Here is a 16,775-nt window from a genome sequence, read left to right on the forward strand (position 1 = left end):
CGGCCGGCCGGTGCGGCCGGCCGACGGCGGACGCGGTCAGCCGGCCTGTTCCTGCGCGGCGGTGACGACCCGTTCGCACAGTTCGTGGGTGGCCAGCGCGTCGCGGGCATTGGGGCAGGCACCGGAGCGTACGGCGTCGAGGAAGGCGAGGGTGATCTGCTCGATGCCGCGCTGCCGGGCCACCGGGACCCAGTCGCCGCGGCGGCGCAGCGAGGGCTGGCCCTTGTGGTCGGTGATCTCGGCGAGGTTGGTCACCACCCGCTTGGTGTCCTGGCCGGAGACCTCCAGGACCTCCTCCGCCGAGCCGCTCGACCGGTTCATGGCGCCGACGGCGGTGAAGCCGGCGCCGGACAGCGTGAGCACGACGTGTTCGAGCAGGCCGTCGCGGACCCGGGTGCGGATGTCGACGTGCTCGACGGCGGCGGGCGCGAGGAAGCGGAGGGTGTCGACGACGTGGATGAAGTCGTCGAAGACCGTCGAGCGGGCCTCTTCGGGCAGGCCCACCCGGTGCTTCTGCATGATGATCAGATCGCGGGCGTGGTCGAGGCACTGGGTGTACCCGGGCGCGTAGCGGCGGTTGAAGCCCACCATGAGACCGGTGCGGTGCCGCTCCGCGAGCGCGACGAGGTGTTCGGCCTCCGCGAGGCTGCGGGCCAGCGGCTTGTCGACGTAGGCGGGGACGCCGGCCTCGATGAGCCGCGCGGTGATCCGCGGGTGCGCCGCGGTGGGGGCGTGCACGAAGGCGGCGTCGAGGTCCTGCGCCAGCAGCGCGTCGAGCGTGGTGTGCCGGTGCGGCAGCCGGTGGGCGTCGCCGACCGTGTCCAGGGTGGCGGGGGTGCGGGTGTGCAGGTGCAGTTCCAGGCCGGGTTGCGCGGTGAGCACCGGCAGGTACGCCTTGCGTGCGATGTCGCCGAGGCCGATGACGCCGACCCGCAGCGTGCCGCCCGTCCTGCCGTCGCGTCCCACGTGCTCTCCCGGTGCCGGTGCGGTACGTCCTGGGGTGCCGTCCGGGCAGCATAGGACACCTCAGGCGGCGACCCGCGCGTACGCCTCGTGGACCGGGATCTCCCGCATGTCGCGCAACGGCGTGGCCAGCAGCAGCAGCGGGCACAGCAGGGTGGCGCCGGCCAGCACCAGCAAGGTGGCGCGCAGCCCGATCCAGGTGCCGAGGCCGCCGGCCAGCAGCGGGCCGAGCGGTACCAGGCCCATCCGCAGGAAGCGTCCGGAGGCGGCGACGCGGCCCAGCAGGGCCGGCGGGCAGGCCAGTTGGCGCACGGTGGCGGACGCCGTGCCGTAGACCATGCCGGCGGCCGTCAGCCAGGTGAAGACCAGCGCCACCGCCCACGGTCCGCAGGGCCCGGTCGGCACCAGGGGCGTGACCAGTTCGAAGGGCGCCGACAGCAGCGCGCCGAGGGTGATGGCCCGCCCGGTGCCGATCCGGTCGACCAGCCGGCGGGCGCCCATGCTGCCGACGACGCCGCCGGCCAGGCTGAGGCCGTAGACCAGACCGGCGGTGCGCACGCTCCAGTGCAGGTCGCGCAGGACGTACAGCAGCCAGATCGAACTGACGCCGCGCAACAGCACGTTGGTGACCGCGCTGGTGAGGCTGAGCGGGCGCAGTACGGGGTGGGCCAGGACGAAGCGCAGGCCCTCGGTGAGCTCGTCGCGGAAGCCGCGGCCGGCCGGGCCGGGTTCCGGCAGCGGGTCGCGGTGGCGCATCAGGGCCAGTGCCAGCGCGCTGACGCCGTAGGAGACGGAGTCCACCGCGACCGCGCGGACCGCGCCGAACAGGCCGATGAGGAAGCCGCCGGCGCTGGGACCGCCCATCTCGGCGAGGCCGCGGGCGGTGTTCAGCCGGCCGTTGGCCTCCGCGAGCCGGCCGCTGCCCAGCAGCCGCGGGGTGAGGCTGGAGGCGGCCGGATCGAACAGGGCGCCGAGGGAGCCGGTGACGAGGCTGACCAGGTAGAGCTGGGCCAGGGTGACGTGGCCGAGGACGCCGGCCAGCGGGATCGACGCCATGGCGAGCCCGGAGCCGATGTCGCAGGCGGTCATCAACCCGCGTTTGCGGTGCCGGTCGACCAGCACGCCGGCCGGCAGCGAGACCAGCAGGGGCGGCAGGGCGTTGAGCGCGCCGAGCAGCGCGACCTGGAACGTGCTGGCCTTGAGCACCACGACGGCCACCAGCGGCACGGCGAGCCAACTGACCTGCGAACCGAACAGGCTGACGGTCTGGCCGCTCCACAACAGCATGAAGTCCCGGTGGCGCCACAGCGATCCGGCCGGTATTCCTCGGGGCACCTCGCGCACGCTACACGCCGTCCGGCGGGGAGGGAACGCGTCCGGATTCCGGCAGCACGGCGCCCGCGCGATCACTCGTGCGGGGAATGGTCAGGCGGGCGGGAAGGCACCAAAGTGGCCGGTGTGAGTCGAATGCCGGCAGTGATGATCTTGACGGCGGCCTCGGTGGCCGTCACCGGGTGTGTGAACGTCTCCTCCCCGCCGGAGGCGAGCGGCACCCTGCCCCCGCTGGACCTGTCGCTGCTGACGCGCGGCCCGTCCGCGTCCGCCTCGGCGCCGCCGTCCCCCGCGGGCTCCGCCACGCCGGCCCGCCCGTCCGCCGGCCTCACCCCGGCGCCGGGCGCGTTCCGCACGCCGGGCCTGCCGCGCCCGGTGCCCACCGCCGCCGGCCCCACCGCGACGGTGACCGGGACGGCTCCGCCGCCCGTGCCCCGGGGCTCCACGGCGCCCCGCACGGCCGCACCGCACACCGCGGCACCACATGCCGCGCCACCGCCCGCGAACCCGCCGCACACCGACAGGCCGCACACCGCCGCACCGCGCACCGCGGCCGCGGCACCGGCCACCGCACCGCGCGGCACGGTGGCCCGGGGCTCGGGATCGCCCGGGCTCCGGCCGCGCGGCACCGCGGCGCCGGTGTCCGGGCATGCCGAAGGGGCCGGCCGCACGCGGCGGTCCGGGGCTTCCGGGGTGTGCGGTCTGGGTCAGGCGTACGGCCGGTGGGCGCCGGGCGGTCCGGCGGCGCGGGCCTGCCGCCGCGCGTACGGGGACTGACGGCGACGGTGCGCCGTCCGGCTCACGCGGACTGGTCGGCGCCGGGATCGGACGGCAGGCGCTGGCCCATGCGGGCGATGGCGGCGCGTACTCCGTCGCCGTAGTCGTCGTCGGCGAGGGCGCCGGCCGCTTCGCGGGCCCGGCCGAGGTGGCCGCGGGCGAGCTGGTGCTCACCGAGGCGGTGGTAGTCGGCGGCGAGGTTGAGGTGCAGGGAGGGGTAGAAGCCGCGGAACGGCTGCGGGGTCTCCCGCCAGCGGGTGGCCGGGGCGCGGCCCCGGGCGACGGAGTCGGCGGCCTTGAGGGCGGCGAGGTCCCAGGCGAGTTCGTCCTCGGGATCGTCCTGGCTGTCGGCCATGTAGTGCGCGAGAGTGCACCGGTGCAGGGCCGAGCCGTCCTCGCCGAGTTCCTCCCACAGCGCGGCGAACCGGTTGCGGGCCTCCTCCCGGTCGCCGCCGTGCAGCAGGATCACCACCTGCCCGATCCGGGTCGTCATCTCGTCATGGTTGACCGCCACACCGCCTCCTTCGCCGCCGCCTGCCCCCTACGACGCTAACCGCGGGGCGCGGACGATGCCGGGTAGGAGCGCGCGGCTCGGGCGGGCAACAGCCGAACGGCTGAGGCGGCCGGCCGGCGGGAGAAGGTTTCCCTGGGGCCGGCCGCCGGGCGCGGTCAGACGCCGAGGTCGGGGATGCGCCAGTCGACCGGCGGATGGCCCTGCGCGGCGATCGCCTCGTTCATCCGGGTGAAGGGCTTGCTGCCCCGGAAGAGCTTGACGGACAGCGGGGAGGGGTGGGCGCCTTCTATGACGATGTGCCGGTCGGTGTCGATCAGCGGTGCCTTCTTGCGGGCGTAACCGCCCCACAGCACGAAGACCGCCGGGTCCTCGCGGCGCGAGACGGCCCTGATGACGGCGTCGGTGAACTTCTCCCAGCCCTTGGCCTTGTGCGAGTTGGCCTCGGACTCGCGGACGGTGAGCACCGCGTTGAGCAGCAGCACGCCCTGCCGGGCCCACGGCATCAGGTAGCCGTTGTCCGGCACGGGCAGGCCGAGTTCGTCGGTCATCTCCTTGTAGATGTTGCGCAGCGACGGCGGGGTCTTCACCCCGGGGCGGACCGAGAAGCACATGCCGTGCGCCTGGCCCTCGCCGTGGTAGGGGTCCTGGCCGAGGACGAGCACCTTGACCCGGTCGTAGGGGGTGGCGTCCAGGGCGGCGAAGACCTCCTCGCGGGGCGGGAAGACCTTGTGCTCGGCCCGTTCCTTCTCCACGAACTCGGTGAGGTCCTGGAAGTAGGGCTTCTCCAGTTCCTCACCGAGGACGGCCTGCCAGGAATCGGGCAGCATGCTGGGCACGTCGACAACCTCCGGTACGCGTTCCGTTACTCAGTAGGAAACGTACCGTCACCCTCGGACATCGACCGTGCCCGGACCCCGGCGGCGGGTGCCGCCGGGATCCGGACGCGGGTCGGGCGGCGCCGATGCCCGGGTCAGGCGACGCCGATGCCGAGGAAGAGCCCGCCGTCCACCACGAGGTTCTGGCCGGTGATCCAGCCGGCCTGCTCGGACAGCAGGAACGCGGCCGCGCCGCCGATGTCCTCCGGGACGCCGAGCCGCTTGAGCGGGTAGCCGGCCGCGGCCTCCTCCTCGCGGCCCTCGTACAGCGCGGCGGCGAACCGGGTCTTGACCACCGCGGGGGCGATGGAGTTGACCCGCACGCCGGGCGCGAACTCGGCGGCGAGCTGGATGGTGAGGTTGACCAGCGCGGCCTTGCTGACGCCATAGGCGCCGATGAACGGCGAGGGGGCCAGGCCCGCGACCGAGGCGATGTTGACGATCGCGCCGCCGTTGTCCTTCTGCCAGGCGTGCCAGGTCTTCTGGGCGAAGCCGAGCGCCGAGACGACGTTGGTCTCGAACACCTTGCGGGCGACGTTCAGGTCGAGGTCGGCGATCGGGCCGAAGACCGGGTTGGTGCCCGCGTTGTTGACCAGGAAGTCGGCGCGGCCGAACGCCTCCATGGTGCGTTCGACGGCCTCCGCCTGGTGGGCCTCGTCGTGGGCCTTGCCGGCCACGCCGATGGCGTTGCCCTCGCCGAGGGAGGCGACGGCCTCCTTCAGGGTGTCCTCGGTGCGGCCGGTGATGCAGACCCGGTCGCCGCGGGCCACCAGGGCCTGGGCGATGCCGAGTCCGATGCCGCGGCTGCCGCCGGTGACGATCGCGACGCGGCCGCCTTCGGGGCTGGCTGCGCCTTCGGGGGTGCTCATGGGGTGGATGCCTTCTCTCGGGTCAGTCGAGCGGTCCGCCGGCCACGTACAGCACCTGGCCGGAGACAAAGCCGGCCGCGTCGCCGCTGAAGAACGCGATGGCGTTGCCGACGTCCTCCGGCAGTCCGACGCGCGCGACCGGGATCTGGGTGGCGGCGGCGGCCTTGAAGTCCTCGAAGCCCATGCCGACGCGGGCGGCGGTGGCGGCCGTCATGTCGGTGGCGATGAAGCCGGGCGCGACCGCGTTGACGGTGACGCCGAACTTGCCGAGCTCGATGGCGAGGGTCTTGGTCAGGCCCTGCATGCCGGCCTTGGCGGCGGCGTAGTTGGCCTGGCCGCGGTTGCCGAGCGCGGAGGACGAGGACAGGTTGACGATGCGGCCGAACTTGGCGTCCACCATGTGCTTCTGCACCGCGCGGGACATCAGGAACGCGCCGCGCAGGTGCACGTTGAGGACGGTGTCCCAGTCGGAGACGCTCATCTTGAAGATCAGGTTGTCGCGCAGCACGCCGGCGTTGTTGACCAGGATGGTGGGCGCGCCGAGCTCCTCGGCGATCCGGGCGACGGCGGCGGTGACCTGCTCCTCGTCGGAGACGTCCGCGCCGACCGCGAGGGCCCGGCCGCCGGCCGCGGTGATCTTCTCGACGGTGTCCTTGCAGGCGGCCTCGTCCAGGTCGAGCACGGCCACCGCGCGGCCCTCGGCGGCGAGCCGGATCGCGGTGGCGGCGCCGATGCCGCGGGCGGCGCCGGTGACGATCGCGACGCGTTCTTCGGTGGCGGACTGCTCGATGGCCATCTGCTCTCCTCGCTTCGGGAGCGGCCGTGCATGAGCGACCGCTTAGTATCCGGCATCGAAACGGTAGGGGGGCCATGACCGAGTGTCAACGCCCCACGGGCGGATGTGGCTCACCGCATGCGCGCCGCGCACGCCCGCCGGGGGGCACCCGTACGCGTGCGGGGGGCGATTCGTATGCCTGTGGGGGCGGCAGGGGTCGGGGCCAGGGGCGCGTCGGCACCGGTGGCGGCCGGGGCCGGCGGCTGGTCGGGGCCGGTGGCATTCGTATGCCTGCCGGGGCGGCAGGGGTCGGGGCCAGGGGCGCGTCGGCACCGGTGGCGGCCGGGGCCGGTGGCAGGTCGGCACCGGTGGCGGGCCCGGGTCAGCGGCTGGCCGACACCGCGGCCGGTCCCCCGTTGCGCAATGGCAGCCCGCCGCCGGGCCTCACACCGTCCGCCGTCGGCACCCCCGTACCGGGCCGACGCCGCACCGGATCCCCGGCCCGACCCCACGGGCACCGGTGCCGCCGACCCGCCCGGTGGGCGGGGTCAGCGCACCAGCAGGTCCAGCAGGCGGTCGACGTCGGCGGCCGGGTCGGCGGTCAGGCCGGTGTGGATCGGGCCGGGCTGGACGACGGTGCTGCGCGGCGCGGTCAGCCAGCGGAACCGGCGTCCCGCGTCGTCGCCGGCGGCCTGCCCGGCGTGCGCCCCGCCCCGGCAGACCCCTTCGACGGCGCGCAGCGCGGCGCGCACCCCGGCGAGGTCGGCGGCCGGGTCCAGGGCACGCAGCCGGTCCTCGTCGAGGTGGATGCGGGCGGCCACGAACGACCGGGCCCGGCAGTACAGCAGCACGCCGGCGTTCATCATCTCGCCGCGCTCCATGCGCGGCACGACCCGTACGACCGCGTACTCGAAGACGTCCCTGGAGGTCACTTGGCCTTCCCCTCCACCCACGGGCGCAGCCACTGCGGCGGTGGATCGGCCTGCCGCGGGGCGCCGGTCAGCGTGATGCGGCCGGCGATGTCCGGGGCGCGGCCAGCGAGGGTGGCGACGTAGGCGCGGCGCACGTCGTCGGGGTCGTCGAAGCCGGGTTCGCCGGCCAGCCACTCGTCGGGGATGGCGGCGGCGACCTCGGCGAGCAGGTCAGCGGTGACCTCGGGGGCCAGCCGGGCGGCCGCGGCGGCGACGGTGGCCTCGGTGGCGAACCGCGACAGCGCGTGGTCGGTGGCGTTGTACGGCTTGGCGGCGGAGGCGGCGGCGCCGGGCCAGTTGTGGTGCCAGATCATGGCGGCGCCGTGGTCGATGAGCCACAGGCCGCCGTGCCACATGAGCATGTTGGGGTTGCGCCAGGAGCGGTCGACGTTGTTGATCAGCGCGTCGAACCACACGACGCGGCCGGCGAGTTCGGGGTCGACCTCGAAGCCGAGCGGGTCGAAGCCGACCGAGCCGGGCAGGTAGTCCATGCCGAGGTTGAGGCCGCCGCTGGCCTTGAGGATGTCCTGCACCTCCTCGTCCGGCTCGCCGAGCGCGATCACCGGGTCGAACTCCAGCCGCACCAGCTCGGGCATCGGCAGCCCCAGGCGGCGGGCGAGTTCACCGGCGACCACCTCGGCGACGAGCGCCTTGCGGCCCTGCGCCGCGCCGGTGAACTTCGCCACGTACGTGCCCAGGTCGTCCGCCTCGACGATCCCCGGCACCGATCCGCCCTCACGCAACGGCGTGATGTAGCGGATCGCGGTCACTTCGGAGAGCATCCGGCCAGGTTATCGGGGCGCGGGTGCCGCGCCCACCGGATTTCGCACGGCCCGCGGCGGCCGGCCGACGGCACCGTCCAAGACCGCCGCGAGGATTCCCGGCGCGGACGATCGCGAGGATTCCCGGCGCGCCGGTGAACGGCGACAGGCGGCGGCGCGTATGAGGTGGAGACGTACGGACCAGCCGGCCGGCGGCCCTCCCACGGGGTCCCGGCGGCACCGGGTCCGGCGGGACGACCGAGAAGGACACACACGTATGGACATCACCTCCGCAACCCCCACCGGCGCCACCACCCGGCGCACCGTGGTCGCGATGGCGGGCGCCAGCGGGCTGGCCGTGGCACTGGCCGCCTGCGGCGGTTCGGGCAGCAAGTCGGCCACCTCGTCGGCGGCGCCGTCCGCGGCCGGCGGATCGGGCGGGTCCTCCTCGGCGCCCGCCGGCGGCTCGGGCACCGCGCTGGCGAAGACCTCGGAGATCCCGGAGGGCGGCGGCAAGATCTTCGCCGACCAGAAGGTCGTGGTGACCCAGCCGAAGGCGGGCGAGTTCAAGTGCTTCTCGGCGGTGTGCACCCACCAGGGCTGCACCGTCGCGCAGGTGAAGGACGGCACGATCGACTGCCCGTGCCATGGCAGCAAGTTCCACATCGCGGACGGCAGCGTGGCCGGCGGCCCGGCACCGCGCCCGCTGCCGGCGGAGAAGTTCTCCGTCTCCGGCGGCGAGATCACCCTGGGCTGACGCCCGCCTCCCGGGTCCGCCGCCACGTCATGGCGGGCCCGGGACGCCCGTCACCGCGCAGCGTCGGCCGCGGCGATCTCCCGGCCGGCCCGGCGCAGGGCGCCGACGGTGACCCGGACCGACGGACGCCGGTCGGTGTCGGTGCGCCAGGCGGCGTAGACGTGCCGGCGCATGGTCTGGCGCACCGGCACCACCCGCACCCCGTCGGGCACCGGGCCGCGGCCCAGCCGGGGGCTGACGGCGACCCCGAGACCGGCCGCGACCAGCGCCATCTGGGTCTGGTGCTCCTCCGCCGCGTGCACGATGCGCGGCTCGACGCCCTTGCCGCGCAGCGTGAACAGCAGCCACTCGCGGCAGAACTGCCCGCGCGGCCAGGCGATCCAGTCGTCGGCGGCGAAGTCCTCCAGGACGACCGACGCGCGGTCGGCCAGCGGATGGCCGGCCGGGACGACGACATCGGTGACGTCGTCGAGCAGCGGCGCCTTGGACAGCCCGTCGGGCAACGGCAGCGGCTTGTTGTACCAGTCGAGGACGACGGCCAGGTCGAGGTCGCCGCGCAGGAGCAGCGGGAGGGACTCGGCCGGTTCGATCTCCTCCACGTACGGCCGCAGTTGCGGGTGCTCGTCGCGCAACGCGGTGAGCACCCCGGGGAACAGCCCGCGCGCGGCGGTCGGGAAGGCGCCGACCGCGAGGGTGCCGACGGCCGCGCCGCGGTGCGCCTCCAGCTCGGAGTGGGCCACCTCGACCATCGACAGGATGCGTTCGGCGTGCCCGGCCAGCAGCCGTCCGGCGTCGGTCAGCCGGATGCCGCGGCCGTGCCGCGCCAGCAGTTGCTGACCGGTCTCCCGTTCGAGCTTGCCCATCTGCTGGGAGACGGCCGAGGTCGTCACGTGCAGCACGTCGGCCGCCGCGCTGACCGAGCCATGGGTTCCGATGGCGTTCAGGACCCGCAGGCGGTCGAGATTCAACATGTAAGCGTTCCTAAGCATGGTTGCTTATTCTTATTGCCTTGTCCTACGAGATGCTCGCCCGGCACTCTAGCGTCATGACCGCCCCCGCCGACTGCCCCTCACCCCTCGACATCCCGCCGCCCGGCGCCGCGGCCGTCGCGCCTGCGCTCGTCGCGCCCGCCGCGCCCGCGGACGTCGCCGGCGACCGCGGCCCCGGCGGCGACGGCACCGCGCACCGGGCCTCCTCCCCGCTCCGCCGGTGGTTCGGCGGCTGGCGCTCCCGGTTCCTGACGCTGTCGCTGATCTGGGGCTTCAGCTTCCTGTTCATCAAGGTCGGCACCGAGGCGTTCTCCCCGCTCCAGGTCACGCTGGGCCGGATGGCGTGCGGCACGCTGGTGCTGGCCGCGGTGCTGGTCGTGCGGCGCGACCGGCTGCCGCGCTCACCGCGCACCCTGGCACGCCTGCTGGTCGCCTCGTTCCTGCTCAACGCGCTGCCGTTCTCGCTGTTCGCCTACGCCGAGCTGACGATCCCCTCGACGCTGGCCGGCATCTGCAACGCGACGACACCGCTGTTCAGCATGGTGCTGTCGTTCGTGGCACTGTCGGAGGACCGTCCGACGCGGCGCCGGGTGGCCGGCGCCGGAATCGGTTTCGCGGGGGTGATGACGGTGCTGGGCGTCTGGCAGGGCTTCTCCGGCGAGGACCCGCGGGGCACCGCGCTGGCCCTGGTCGCGGCGGCCAGCTACGCCGTCGGCTGGATCTGGGTACGCCGCACCCTGGCCGGCGTCCCCGAGTCGTCCCTTTCGCTGTCGACGGCGCAACTGGGCCTGGGCACCGTCCAGTTGGCCATCGCCGTACCGCTGTTCACCTCGGCGCCGGCCGGCTTCCCGGTGCGCTGCGTGCTGGCGGTGGTGGCGCTGGGGACCCTGGGGACGGGGCTGGCGTACCTGTTGCAGTACGACCTGGTGAAGCAGGCCGGGCCGACGATCGCCACGATGGTGACCTACGTGGTCCCGGTCATCGCCACCGCCGCCGGCGTACTGGTGCTGCACGAGGGCCTGAGCTGGAACGAGCCGGTCGGCGCCCTCGTCGTCCTGGCCGGCGCCGCCATCGCCCAGACCCGGACACGGAGCGCCGGCAAGCCCGGCAAGCCCGGTGGCGGGACGTCGTAGGAGGGCACAGGGACGGCACGGGGACGTCCTGGGAGGGCACGGCGGCGGGCCGACAGGGCGGCACGGGCGGCCGGGCGGCACCGGCGGTACGGCAGCACCGGGAACGCCTTGGGACCGCGCCGGCCGCCGACTAAGGCCGTAGGACGTCACCGCCCGCCACTCCCCCGACCGTCAGCCGCCGAACCGTCGACCCCGAGCCGCACCGCCCTCACCCGTACCGCCCGGCGCCGGCCGTCCGTACCGCCCTCACCCGTACCGCCCGGCGCCGGCCGTCCGTACCGCTGCCGCGATCGCGGCGGACAGCGGTTCGACGTCGGCAGGGGTCAGGGGGGAGACGGTGACCCGCACGCCGGGGCCGGAGGACAGGCGGAAGCGGGCGCCGGGGGCGACCGCCCAGCCGGCCGCCAGCAGGCGGGTGACGGCGGCCGTCTCGTCGGGCACCGGGATCCAGACGTTCATCCCGCTGCGGCCGGTCGCCGCCACCCCGCGGTCCGCCAGCGCGGCGAGCAGCCCGTCGCGGCGCACCGCGTAGGCGGCGGCGACCGCGGCCGGGTCCACCGCGCCGGTGCGCCACAGGTGGACGACGGCCCGCTGGAGCAGGTGGCTGACCCAGCCGGGGCCGAGCCGGTGGCGGCCGGCGATCCGCCCGACGGTGACCGGGTCGCCGGTGAGCACGCCGAGCCGCAGGTCGGGACCGTATGCCTTGGCGACCGAGCGGACCAGCACCCAGTGCGTCGTGACGCCGGACAGCGGGTGCACCGGCAGGTCGGACAGGCCGTGCAGGTGGTCGTCGTCGATGACCAGCGTGCCCGGATGCCCCGCCAGCACCTCGCGCAGCGCCGCGGCCCGGTCGGCGCCGATCGCCGCACCGGTCGGGTTCTGGCCCCGGTCGGTGACCAGCAGCGCCCGGGCGCCCTGCCGCAGCGCGCGGTCCACCTCGCCGGGCAGCGGCCCGTCGTCGTCGGCCGCGACGCCCACCGGCCGCAGACCGAGCGCGGGCAGCATGTCGAAGACGCTGCCCCAGCCGGGGTCCTCGACCGCGACCGCGTCGCCGGGCCGCAGGTGGGCGGTGAGGGCCCGTTCGATGGCGTCCAGCGAACCGGAGGTCACCGCGACCGGCCCTGCCGGGACCCCGTCGGCGTCGAACGCGGACCGGGCGAGCGCCACCAGCTCCGGGTCGGCCGGCGGGCGTCCGTAGAGCGCCGGGTCGGCCGCGTGGCGTTCCAGCGCGGCGGCGAACGCCTGGTCGAGCGCGGGCAGCAGCGCCGGGTCCGGATTGCCCTCGGAGACGTCGCGCACGCCGGGCGGCACGTCGACCCGGACCGCGTCGCGGGAGGTGGTCGCGGGGCGTTGCCGCACCCGGCTGCCGCGCCGGCCGGCCGTCTCGATGACGCCGCGGTCGCGCAGCAGCCGGTAGGCGGCGGCCACGGTGTTGGGGTTGACCGACAGCTCCTCGGCGAGCTCCCGCAACGGGGGCAGGGCGGCACCGGGCATCAACACGCCCTGGTCGATGGCCCGTTCGACGTCGGCCGCGATGTCCGTGGCGCGCCGGCCAGTGATTCGATACTCTCCTAGCACAAAATGCATTATGCACTAGTGCAATGACGTCCGCCAGGAGGAGCGCGTCCATGTCGCAGGCCACCCCGTACCCGATCACCGACCGCAACGTCCCCACCCGTTCCAAGGAACGCGCCGCCTACGACCGCGAGAGCGTGCACGCGATCCTGGACGAGGGCTACCTGTGCCACCTCGGGTTCGTCCGGGACGGCGCGCCGGTCGTGCTGCCCACCTTGTACGCGCGGATCGGCGAACGGCTCTACGTGCACGGGTCGACCGGTTCGCGTCCGCTGCGCGGCGCCGGGCAGGACGCGGGCCTGCCGGTCTGCCTGACGGTGACGCTGGTCGACGGCCTCGTGCTGGCCCGGTCCGCGTTCCACCACTCCATCAACTACCGCTCGGTGGTGGTCCACGGCACCGCGTACCAGGTGACGGACCCGAAGGAACGCGCCCTCGCGCTGGACGCGGTGGTCGACCACATCGTGCCCGGCCGCGCCGACGACTCGCGCCGCGCCGACGCCCGGGAGCTGGCCGCCACCGCCGTCGTCCGGCTCGACCTCACCGAGGTCTCCGCCAAGATCCGCACCGGCGGCCCCAACGACGACGAGGCCGACCTGGCCCTGCCCTACTGGTCCGGCGTCGTCCCGGTCACCGAGCACCGCGGCACCCCGGCCCCCGCCGCCGACCTCGACCCGACGATCGCACTGCCCGGGTACCTCAGCACGGAACGGTGAGCCGGGGAGCCGGGAGCCGGTATCGGCAGCGGCAGCGGCAGCGGCAGCGGCAGCGGCAGCGGCAGCGGCAGCGGCAGCGGCAGCGGCAGCGGGGGGAGCCGTTCATCGGACTGTCGTAGCACCGGCTCCGCGGCCGGCATCCACCGTCCGGGCGTACCGACCCCACGCGCCCTGATCGCGCCCACCGCCCTCCGGCGTCACCCCTCGGCGACGTCCGCGGCGGGCGGCGCGAGGCGGGCCGGGTCGACCCCGGCGGCGCGCAGCACCTCGGCCGCGCGGGCGTCCGGGTCGGCGGCGAGGGCGCCGAGCAGGTCGACGCCCTCGATCCGGCCGGCCCCGCGGGCGGCGGCGCGACCGACCGCGTCGGTGAGCGCGATCAGGGCGCAGGGGCTGTAGCCGGTGGAGCCGGCGGCCGGCGGCCGGTCGGCGGCGCCCTCGACGGTGGAGCGCCAGCGCAGCCCGTAGCCGATGCTGCGCTGGGCGAGGTAGGCCAGTACCCGGGCGACCCGCAGGGCCGGATCGGCGGCCGCGGCACCGTTCGCCGCCCGGCCGAGCGCCTCGCGGGCGCCCGCGTCGCACTCCAGCAGCGCGTGCAGCAGGTGGGCGGTGTCGATCTGCCGTTCGGCGTCGCGGTGCGCCCGCCGCCGGGCGCCGGCTATCACCGCACGCAGTTCGGGGCCGGCCCAGGACGCCGCCGCCGGGCGTCCACCGCGGCCGTGTTCACGTGAGGTGGCCTGCGGCCGGATGTCGCTTCGCACACCTCACACCCCATCAGATGCCGACGGCCCCGGCGTCCCCGCCGGGGGGCATCTTCCCGTCCTCCGGCGGAAGGGCACGCGCGAACGGCGTCTCATCCTTCAGGTGGACAACCCGGACGGACGTCTGAGGGTCCACCGTCCGACGCGCCGGGGGGACCGTCGCCCTCCCCGCGTCAGGACACCGTCGCTCCCCCGGGTCGGGTCCGGTCCGCGCCCGGACGCCTCACGGCCACAGCTGTACGCGTTCCCAGCGGTCGGCGGTGCGGGTGTAGCGCAGCCGGCGGTGGAAACGGTCGGCGGCGAGCTGGAAGAACTCCACCTCGGTGGCCCACAGGCGGTAGACGGTGTGCCCGGCCGGTACCGCGCCGGGGTCGGCGGCCAGTTCGCGGGCGGCGCGGTCGCGGTCGCGCGCGTACTGCCCGGGGCCGTCCAGCGGGTCGCTCATCGTGCCGGTGAACGCGGCGACCCGGGACGCCTCGCCGCGGTGCGCGAAGTCGGCGCGGGCGGTGGCGGCGTCCAGGGTCTCGACCGGTCCCGCCGCCCGGATCTGCCGGCCCTGCTGCGGCCAGTACCAGGTAAGCGACGCGTAGGGGCGTGCCGTCAGCTCGCGTCCCTTGCGGCTGGCGGCGTCGGAGGCGAACCGGAACCCGCAGCCGTCCGCGTCGTCGTCCAGCCCGCGCATCAGCAGCACCCGGGCGGAGGCGTGGCCGGCGGCGTCGACCGTGCCGAGCGTCATCACCTGCGGTTCCGGAACGTGTTCGTCCAGCGCCCGCAGCAGCCACTCGGCGACCAGCGGCGCGGGGGCCGCGGGGGCGGCGTCCGGGTCGAAGTCCGGCAGCGTCACGCCGGCCGAGGGGGCGTGGCGCAGCCGGCCGCGCAGCGCGGCCACCGGCCCGGAGTCCGGGCGGTCGTCGTCGGTCATGGTCCACTCCCCCAGCGGTTCGGGCGGCCGGCCGGTGCCGTCCGCCGGTGTTCTTCGGCATCCGCCGGCATCCACCGGGCGCCCGTCGGCATCCCGCCTCGTCCGCCGGCGTCCGGCCGAACACGGCGTTCACCGGGCACGGCGGATTCCGGCGCGTCCGGTGAACGCCGCCGCGGCGCCGGCGGGCCGGCCCGCCGGTCCGGCAGCGTTCCCGGTGATCCTGGCACATGCCACGGCCGCGGCGCCGGAACGTGGGTTCCGTGCCGCGGCCGGTGGCCTGGCGGTGGACGACGGTGGAGTCGGCTGTCAGCGATCCGCCGTCAGTCCTCGACGTCCTCGTCGGCCAGGATGAGGTAGAGCTTCTTGCGGGCCTCGGTGACGACCTTCAGCGCCTTGTCGCGCTGCCCGGCGCTGCCGGTGGCCCACACCTGGCGGAACGCCTCCACCAGGCCGAAGCCGGCCTGCTTGATCTCCTGCATCGCCTCCCAGTCGACGCCGCGCCCGGCCTCCTCCCAGGGGGCGTCCGGTCCGGCCTCGGCCTCGGTGCGGCCGGTCGCGGTGAGGGTGAACAGCTTCTTGCCGCCCTCGGAGGCGCTCTCGATGAGGCCCTCGTCCTCCAGCAGTTGCAGGGTCGGGTAGACCGAGCCGGGGCTCGGGCGCCAGGCCCCTCCGCTGCGTTCGGCGATCTCCTGGATCATCTCGTAGCCGTGCATGGGCCGGTCCTTGAGCAGGGCCAGGATGGAGGCGCGGACGTCGCCGCGCCGCGCCCTGCCGCGGTGTCCGCCGCGGCCCCGGCCGCCGGGGCCGCCGAACGGCCCGCCGCCCCAGGGTCCGCCGGACGGCGGCCCGAACGGTCCGAACGCCGGACGGCGCCCTTCGTACTCCCCGTGGCCGCCACAGCCGTGCTCGTGGTGGTGTCCGCCGCGGTGGGCGCGGCTGCCGGGCTCTGATTCCTGTCCTGGGAAACGCATGGCGCGCTCCTTCTGTGAGGTTGCTGATGGATGCTCGCGCTCCGACCGGCCGTCCGCCGCTTCACCGCTGCGGATCAGTCGCCAATCGATCGCGATGCCTCAACGATATATCGGAAACTCGTCAACGACAAGCTTCGGTGCCACGAACCCCGAATTGGCCGTCGCCCGCGGCCGCCGCGACCGCCTAACGTCCGCTGTCATGAGAATCCGCATCGTCGACGCCTTCACCGACCGGCCCTTCGCGGGCAACCCGGCCGCGGTCGTGGTCCTGGAGGAGGACCACTTCCCCGCCGAGGAGCGCATGCGGCTGCTGGCCGCGGAGATCAACCTGTCGGAGACGGCGTTCGCGCACCGGTTGCCGGCCGGCGGGCCGGCGGGCTGGGCGCTGCGCTGGTTCACGCCGGCCGCCGAGGTCAACCTGTGCGGGCACGCCACGCTGGCGACCGCGCACGTACTGCTGACGACGGCGGCGGACAGCGGCACCCTGTCGTTCGCCACCCGCGGCGGCGCGCTGACCGCGGCCGGCGCAGCGGACGGCTCGATCACGCTGGACTTCCCCACCGCGCCGCTGACCCCGGTCGAACCGCCGGCCGGCACCGCCGAGGCCCTGGGCGCCACCGTGCTCGCCGCCCACGACACCGGCGACGTCATCGGCGACCTGCTGGTGGAGCTCGCGGACGAGAAGGCGGTGCGCTCGCTGACGCCCGACCCGCGCGCGCTGGCCGCGCTGCCGTACCGCGGGATCATCGCCACCGCGCTCGCCGAGGACCCGTCCGCCGGCTACGACTACGTCTCGCGCTTCTTCGGCCCGGCCGTCGGCATCGCCGAGGACCCGGTCACCGGCAGCGCGCACACCGCGCTGGCACCGCTCTGGTCGGCCCGCCTGGGCCGCCCGGACCTCACCGGCCTCCAGGCCTCCGCCCGCACCGGCCTGGTCGGCACCGGCCTGCGCGGCGACCGCGTCCTGCTCACCGGCACCGCGGTGACCGTCATGCTGGCCGAACTGGCCGAGGGCGTCTGAGCCGTGGGCGTCCGAGCCGACGGCGGTGACGTTACGGGGGCGGGGCCGGGGGCGCGGAACGGGTGCGGCGGCAACGGCGCGGCGCCGGCCGGCCTC

The 16,775-nt window shown here is 75.2% G+C and carries 17 protein-coding genes; 4 read left to right on the plus strand and 13 right to left on the minus strand.

All coding sequences use genetic code 11. The annotated features are described in order from the left end of the window. Positions 1-36: 36 nt before the first annotated feature. The 8 genes from POF43_RS07920 to POF43_RS07955 form a co-directional block, all read right to left on the minus strand. Entirely contained in the window at positions 37-936 is a 900-nt protein-coding gene (locus POF43_RS07920; protein ID WP_271322344.1) for a Gfo/Idh/MocA family protein, read from the minus strand. 90 nt (positions 937-1,026) lie between these two features. Further along, a complete protein-coding gene (locus tag POF43_RS07925; protein WP_271322330.1) occupies positions 1,027-2,298 on the minus strand; it encodes an MFS transporter in 1,272 nt (423 codons plus the stop codon). 796 nt (positions 2,299-3,094) lie between these two features. Further along, entirely contained in the window at positions 3,095-3,565 is a 471-nt protein-coding gene (locus POF43_RS07930) for a hypothetical protein (RefSeq protein ID WP_271316157.1), read from the minus strand. Between the two features lie 176 nt (positions 3,566-3,741). Next, a complete protein-coding gene (locus POF43_RS07935; protein ID WP_271322345.1) occupies positions 3,742-4,413 on the minus strand; it encodes a uracil-DNA glycosylase in 672 nt (223 codons plus the stop codon). Between the two features lie 143 nt (positions 4,414-4,556). After that, positions 4,557-5,330 carry an SDR family oxidoreductase gene (locus POF43_RS07940; protein ID WP_271322331.1) on the minus strand — a complete coding sequence of 258 codons (774 nt, stop codon included), beginning with the start codon at positions 5,328-5,330 and terminating at the stop codon, positions 4,557-4,559. Positions 5,331-5,352: 22 nt separating this feature from the next. Next, positions 5,353-6,126, minus strand: coding sequence for a 3-oxoacyl-ACP reductase FabG (gene fabG, locus POF43_RS07945; protein WP_271316154.1), 774 nt, complete (start codon positions 6,124-6,126; stop codon positions 5,353-5,355). A gap of 527 nt (positions 6,127-6,653) precedes the next feature. Beyond that, the gene (locus POF43_RS07950) at positions 6,654-7,037 is read right to left on the minus strand and encodes a DUF3037 domain-containing protein (protein WP_271315301.1); all 384 of its coding nucleotides are present in this window, start codon (positions 7,035-7,037) and stop codon (positions 6,654-6,656) included. Next, positions 7,034-7,858 carry a HipA family kinase gene (locus POF43_RS07955; RefSeq protein WP_271322332.1) on the minus strand — a complete coding sequence of 275 codons (825 nt, stop codon included), beginning with the start codon at positions 7,856-7,858 and terminating at the stop codon, positions 7,034-7,036. Before POF43_RS07955 ends, POF43_RS07950 begins: the two co-directional genes overlap by 4 nt. A gap of 256 nt (positions 7,859-8,114) precedes the next feature. Here POF43_RS07955 and POF43_RS07960 point away from each other — a divergent pair, with 256 nt between their 5' ends. Next, a complete protein-coding gene (locus POF43_RS07960) occupies positions 8,115-8,594 on the plus strand; it encodes a Rieske (2Fe-2S) protein (protein WP_271322333.1) in 480 nt (159 codons plus the stop codon). A 50-nt stretch (positions 8,595-8,644) separates the two neighbouring features. Here POF43_RS07960 and POF43_RS07965 read toward each other — a convergent pair whose 3' ends face one another. Next, the gene (locus POF43_RS07965; RefSeq protein WP_271315298.1) at positions 8,645-9,565 is read right to left on the minus strand and encodes a LysR family transcriptional regulator; all 921 of its coding nucleotides are present in this window, start codon (positions 9,563-9,565) and stop codon (positions 8,645-8,647) included. A gap of 38 nt (positions 9,566-9,603) precedes the next feature. Here POF43_RS07965 and POF43_RS07970 point away from each other — a divergent pair, with 38 nt between their 5' ends. Then, the gene (locus POF43_RS07970; protein ID WP_271322334.1) at positions 9,604-10,716 is read left to right on the plus strand and encodes a DMT family transporter; all 1,113 of its coding nucleotides are present in this window, start codon (positions 9,604-9,606) and stop codon (positions 10,714-10,716) included. A gap of 246 nt (positions 10,717-10,962) precedes the next feature. On the opposite strand, the gene POF43_RS07975 is transcribed toward POF43_RS07970, so the two are convergent. Continuing rightward, positions 10,963-12,294 (minus strand): aminotransferase class I/II-fold pyridoxal phosphate-dependent enzyme, encoded by a 1,332-nt coding sequence (locus POF43_RS07975; protein ID WP_271322335.1) that lies wholly within the window; start codon positions 12,292-12,294, stop codon positions 10,963-10,965. A gap of 50 nt (positions 12,295-12,344) precedes the next feature. On the opposite strand from POF43_RS07975, the gene POF43_RS07980 reads away from it, so the two are divergent. Beyond that, positions 12,345-13,007: a pyridoxamine 5'-phosphate oxidase family protein gene (locus tag POF43_RS07980; protein WP_271322336.1), complete on the plus strand. Its 663-nt coding sequence runs from the start codon at positions 12,345-12,347 to the stop codon at positions 13,005-13,007. A gap of 197 nt (positions 13,008-13,204) precedes the next feature. On the opposite strand, the gene POF43_RS07985 is transcribed toward POF43_RS07980, so the two are convergent. The 3 genes from POF43_RS07985 to POF43_RS07995 all read right to left on the minus strand — a co-directional run bounded on the left by POF43_RS07985 (position 13,205) and on the right by POF43_RS07995 (position 15,658). Continuing rightward, a complete protein-coding gene (locus tag POF43_RS07985) occupies positions 13,205-13,765 on the minus strand; it encodes a Clp protease N-terminal domain-containing protein (protein WP_271322337.1) in 561 nt (186 codons plus the stop codon). A gap of 223 nt (positions 13,766-13,988) precedes the next feature. After that, positions 13,989-14,687 (minus strand): pyridoxine/pyridoxamine 5'-phosphate oxidase, encoded by a 699-nt coding sequence (locus POF43_RS07990; protein ID WP_271315293.1) that lies wholly within the window; start codon positions 14,685-14,687, stop codon positions 13,989-13,991. Between the two features lie 320 nt (positions 14,688-15,007). Next, positions 15,008-15,658 carry a PadR family transcriptional regulator gene (locus POF43_RS07995; protein ID WP_271315292.1) on the minus strand — a complete coding sequence of 217 codons (651 nt, stop codon included), beginning with the start codon at positions 15,656-15,658 and terminating at the stop codon, positions 15,008-15,010. Between the two features lie 199 nt (positions 15,659-15,857). On the opposite strand from POF43_RS07995, the gene POF43_RS08000 reads away from it, so the two are divergent. After that, positions 15,858-16,679 (plus strand): PhzF family phenazine biosynthesis protein, encoded by an 822-nt coding sequence (locus tag POF43_RS08000; protein WP_271322338.1) that lies wholly within the window; start codon positions 15,858-15,860, stop codon positions 16,677-16,679. Positions 16,680-16,775 lie beyond the last annotated feature (96 nt).

This window comes from Streptantibioticus silvisoli (genome assembly GCF_027947535.2).
Classification (GTDB): Bacteria; Actinomycetota; Actinomycetes; order Streptomycetales; family Streptomycetaceae; genus Streptantibioticus_C; species Streptantibioticus_C silvisoli.